Below are 4,078 nucleotides of genomic sequence, written 5' to 3'. Positions count from 1 at the left end.
CGGTGGTGGCGGGGGCGGTCTGGGCCATGACGGGCATGGTCCACGCCAGGGACAGCGCGATCCCCGACGCACAGCAACGAAGCGCAACCTTGCTCATACAGCTCTTCCTCTCATGGCCCTGCTCTCTCGTCGGCAGGCGAAACAGGATCGTCGGATACTCGTTCAGCAATCGTTTGCAAAGTAGATTATGCAAAGGATTGCAGGATTAGCGTGACTGTTGCGGAAATGCCGCAACAGCAGCATCTTGTCGGCAGCTCAGCCGGAAATGCGCCGGGTGATGAAGGCGGCGTGCTCGGGCATGGTTTCGGCGCCGCGCGCAATCGCCTCGGCCAGCCGCTCCACAAAGCGCACGCTCTCCGCCGGCTCACCCGCATAGGCGATCAGGGGATCGAGCGCGGCCGGCCAGTTGCCCTGCCCGATATGCACCGCCAGCCAGCTTGCCGGACCAAACAGGTCCATCTCGCGCGCGACCAGGCGGCCATGCGCGCGGAAATGATCGATCTTCAGCTTCAGCGTGTCGGGAATGTCCATCGCCGCACAGTCGCGCCAGAAGTCGGAGTCGCGGCGCTCGGTCAGCACATAATGCAGGATCAGGAAGTCGCGGATGCGCTCGCTTTCCGTCACCGCGACACGGTTATATTCGGCGATCCCGGCCGGCTCGAAGCTCCGCGTGGGAAAATAGGCGAGCAGCTTGGCGATACCGGCCTGGATCAGATGGATGCTGGTCGATTCCAGCGGCTCCATGAAGCCGCTGGCCAGCCCGATCGCCACCACGTTACGCCGCCAGAATTCCGCCCGACGCCCGGTGGTGAAGCGAAGGAAGCGCGGATCGCCCAGCGCCTCGCCGTCCAGATTGGCGAGCAGCGTCGCCGCCGCCTCGTCATCCGACAGATGGCGGCTGCAATAGACATAGCCGTTGCCGGTGCGATGTTGCAGCGGGATGCGCCATTGCCACCCCGCCGCGCGCGCGGTCGAGCGGGTATAGGGTGTCAGCGGCCCGACATTGGCACTGGGCACCGCCACCGCCCGGTCGCAGGGCAGCCAGCGGGTCCACTCCTCATAGCCGACACCCAGCGCCCCCGCGATCAGCAACCCGCGAAAGCCGCTGCAATCCACGAACAGATCGGCGGCCAACTGGCGCCCGTCGGTCAGCGTGACGTGCGAAACATGCCCGCTCTCGCCGTCCAGCGTGACATCGCCCACTTCCCCCTCGACCCGCACGACGCCGCGTGCCTCGGCAAAACGGCGCAGGAACCCGGCATAAAGCCCGGCATCGAAATGATAGGCATAGTCGAAGGTCGATCCCACGCTGCGCGGATCGGCCAGCGGCGGCGCGAAGCGGTTCCGCGCCGCCGCCCCCCACGCCATCGACAGCGCATCCAGCGGGATGGTCGATCCCGCGGCGCGCGCGCGCAACCAGTGCTGATGCACGCCCAGCAGATCGAACGGCTTTCCGAAGGTGCCGAACGGATGGAAGTAGCGATGCCCCTCCTGCCCCCAGCCGACGAACTCGATCCCCAGCTTGTAGCTGCCGTTCGTCGCCTTCAGGAATTCGCCCTCGTCGATGCCCAGCGTGTCGTTGAACAGCCGGATCGGCGGGATCGTCGCCTCGCCCACTCCGACCGTGCCGATCGCATCCGACTCGACCAGCGTTATCGTGCAGCCACGCGGCAGCGCGTGCGACAATGCCGCGGCCGTCATCCAGCCGGCGGTGCCGCCACCGACGATCAGGATGCTGCGTATCGCCCTGCCGCCCGCCTGCCCGTCTGCCTGCACGTCCCCGGCCTCCCCCTTCATTTCGGCGTCCTATGCCGATGACGCGGTATCTGAGTCCAACGCAAACGATCGCATGCTGTGAGTGAGCGGCTCGCAAGTCGCCCTGCCGCCGCTTTGCCCCGGTATAGCTTTTCTTGTTATCCCTACCAAGATGGTGGGATATGCTGGCCAACGAGGAAGGAGGACTTCGATGACGCAGACCAACCCCGCGGCCGCCCGCTCGACGCTGTCCGATGCGGTCGACGCGCTGTCCTCCGCCCGCCGCGACTGGCGGGGCCGCCATCCCGCCAGCACCGCCCGCTTTCCGGCCCGCGGCGGCGTGGAACGGGTCGTCGAACTCCTCGCCGCCGCGCTCTACCCCCGGCGGCTGGGCGGTTTCCGCGGCGCCATTACCGAAGAGGATCATTTCGTCGCCGCCAAGCTGATCGCGGCACTGGGCGAGCTTGAGCGTGAGGTGGAGAACGAGCTTGCCTATTGGCAGCACGAATCGCACGCCCGCTTCGATCCCGATCAGGCCGCCACCATCACCCGCCTGTTCGCCGCCGGCCTGGGCGAGGTCCGCCGCCTGGTCGACAGCGATGTCGAGGCCGCATTCCTGGGCGATCCTGCCGCGCGCAGCGTGGACGAAATCCTGCTCTGCTATCCCGGCGCCATCGCCAGCCTGCATCACCGCATCGCGCATCCGCTGTATGAATTGGGCGCGCCGATCGTCGCCCGCCTGATCTCCGAACTCGCCAATGAACGGACGGGGATCGACATTCATCCCGGCGCCACCATCGGCGAACATTTCTTTATCGATCACGGCACCGGCGTCGTCATCGGCGAAACCGCGATCGTCGGCCGGGGTGTCCGCCTGTACCAGCATGTTACGCTCGGTGCCCGCAGCCCGCTGGGCGCGGCGCGCGCCACACCCCGCGACCGGCTCGCGCGGCATCCGATCGTCGAGGACGATGTGGTCATCTATGCCGGCGCCACCATCCTCGGCCGCATCACCATCGGTCGTGGTGCGACGATCGGCGGCAATGTCTGGCTGCTGTCCGACGTGCCGGCCGACGCCATCCTGACCCAGCCCGAGGCGGAGCGGCTGGACCGCGGCGCACGCGACGCTTTGCGCGAAACGCTGGCGGAGGCGGTCGACTGATGGCCGGCGCACGTCCCGTCATCGGCGTCCTGTGCTGCAACGAGGTTGCCGGCCGCCCCGTCCAGACGGTCGCCAGCCGCTTCGTCACGCCGCTCGCCACCCTGGCGAACGCCACCGTCCTCCTCGTCCCCGCCATGAGCGACGCCACCGATGCGAGACATCTCGCCGCGCTGTTCGACGGACTGCTCCTCACCGGCTCGCGCAGCCACGTCTCCCCCGCCCGCTACGGCGGCACCGCGCTCGCACCCGGCCACGCCACCGACCCCGAACGCGACGCCGTCGCCCTCGCACTGGCCGGCCGCATGATCGAGATCGGCAAGCCCGTCTTCGGCATCTGCCGCGGCCTGCAAGAGATCAACGTACTGTTCGGCGGCACGCTGACCGGCGCGGGAAGCGCCGAGCATTTCCGCGGCCCCTGGGACGGCGACTATGCCGCCATGTTCGGCCACCGGCACGAGGTGCAACTGTCGGACGGCGGCCGGCTGGCCCGCGCCACCGGCACCTGCCGCCTGTCGGTCAATTCGGTTCACCAGCAGGGCATCGACCGGCTGGGCTGCGGCCTGACGGTCGAGGCACGCGCCGTCGATGACGGCTTGATCGAGGCGGTGTCCGCCCGCCCCTGCGGCGCCGAGGTGCTGGGGGTGCAATGGCACCCCGAATGGGAAGCCGATCGCTGCGCCAACAGTCGCGCCTTTTTCACGCTGGTCGGGGATGCGCTGCGCGGCGGTGCCCCGGCGCCTGTACCCGTTTCAACAAGGAGGACCTGATGAAGAAAGCTTTCACCCTGGCGACGCTGGCCGTCGCGACGATCGGTCTGGCGGCCTGCGGCGGCTCGGAGTCGACGCAGAACACCGCCGACACCGTCGCGCTGAATGCGGACGAGGGGACGGTGGACGAGAACCTGACCGCGATCGACAATTTCGGGGCCGAGAACCTGTCCGCCGGCGACGACAATCTTTCTGCCGCGGCGGGCGGCAACACGGCGCTCGCCAACGGCTTCTGATTTTCCCTTCCGCCGCCACTTCTCTCCGGCGGCACCCCCATCGCCTGGAATGCTCCCTAGGCGTAACCTCCGCCCGGCGCGCAAGCGTGCCGGGCTTTTTTTGCCAACTGACACCCTCTCCCCCTCGGGGAGAGGGAAGGGGCCCGCTGCCGACTGGC

4 protein-coding genes are annotated in these 4,078 nt (G+C 68.1%); 3 read left to right on the top strand and 1 reads right to left on the bottom strand.

What is annotated here, in order from left to right:
- Positions 1-255: 255 nt before the first annotated feature.
- On the bottom strand, positions 256-1,797 hold the full coding sequence (locus Q0U08_RS18290; protein ID WP_298093111.1) for a tryptophan halogenase family protein: 1,542 nt from the start codon (positions 1,795-1,797) through the stop codon (positions 256-258).
- Between the two features lie 169 nt (positions 1,798-1,966).
- Here Q0U08_RS18290 and epsC point away from each other — a divergent pair, with 169 nt between their 5' ends.
- From epsC to Q0U08_RS18275, 3 genes are read left to right on the top strand one after another with little or no spacing between them, the layout of a single operon-like run.
- Complete coding sequence (gene epsC / locus Q0U08_RS18285; RefSeq protein ID WP_298093110.1) at positions 1,967-2,917, top strand: serine O-acetyltransferase EpsC; 951 nt, start codon at positions 1,967-1,969, stop codon at positions 2,915-2,917.
- A complete protein-coding gene (locus tag Q0U08_RS18280; RefSeq protein ID WP_298093108.1) occupies positions 2,917-3,684 on the top strand; it encodes a gamma-glutamyl-gamma-aminobutyrate hydrolase family protein in 768 nt (255 codons plus the stop codon). Before epsC ends, Q0U08_RS18280 begins: the two co-directional genes overlap by 1 nt.
- Entirely contained in the window at positions 3,684-3,920 is a 237-nt protein-coding gene (locus Q0U08_RS18275; protein ID WP_298093107.1) for a hypothetical protein, read from the top strand. The genes Q0U08_RS18280 and Q0U08_RS18275 overlap by 1 nt, the downstream gene beginning before the upstream one ends.
- Positions 3,921-4,078: the final 158 nt, after the last annotated feature.

Origin of the sequence: uncultured Sphingomonas sp. (assembly GCF_946477935.1) — a bacterium.
GTDB lineage: Bacteria > Pseudomonadota > Alphaproteobacteria > Sphingomonadales > Sphingomonadaceae > Sphingomonas.
This window is presented reverse-complemented; position numbering and strand designations above follow the sequence as displayed.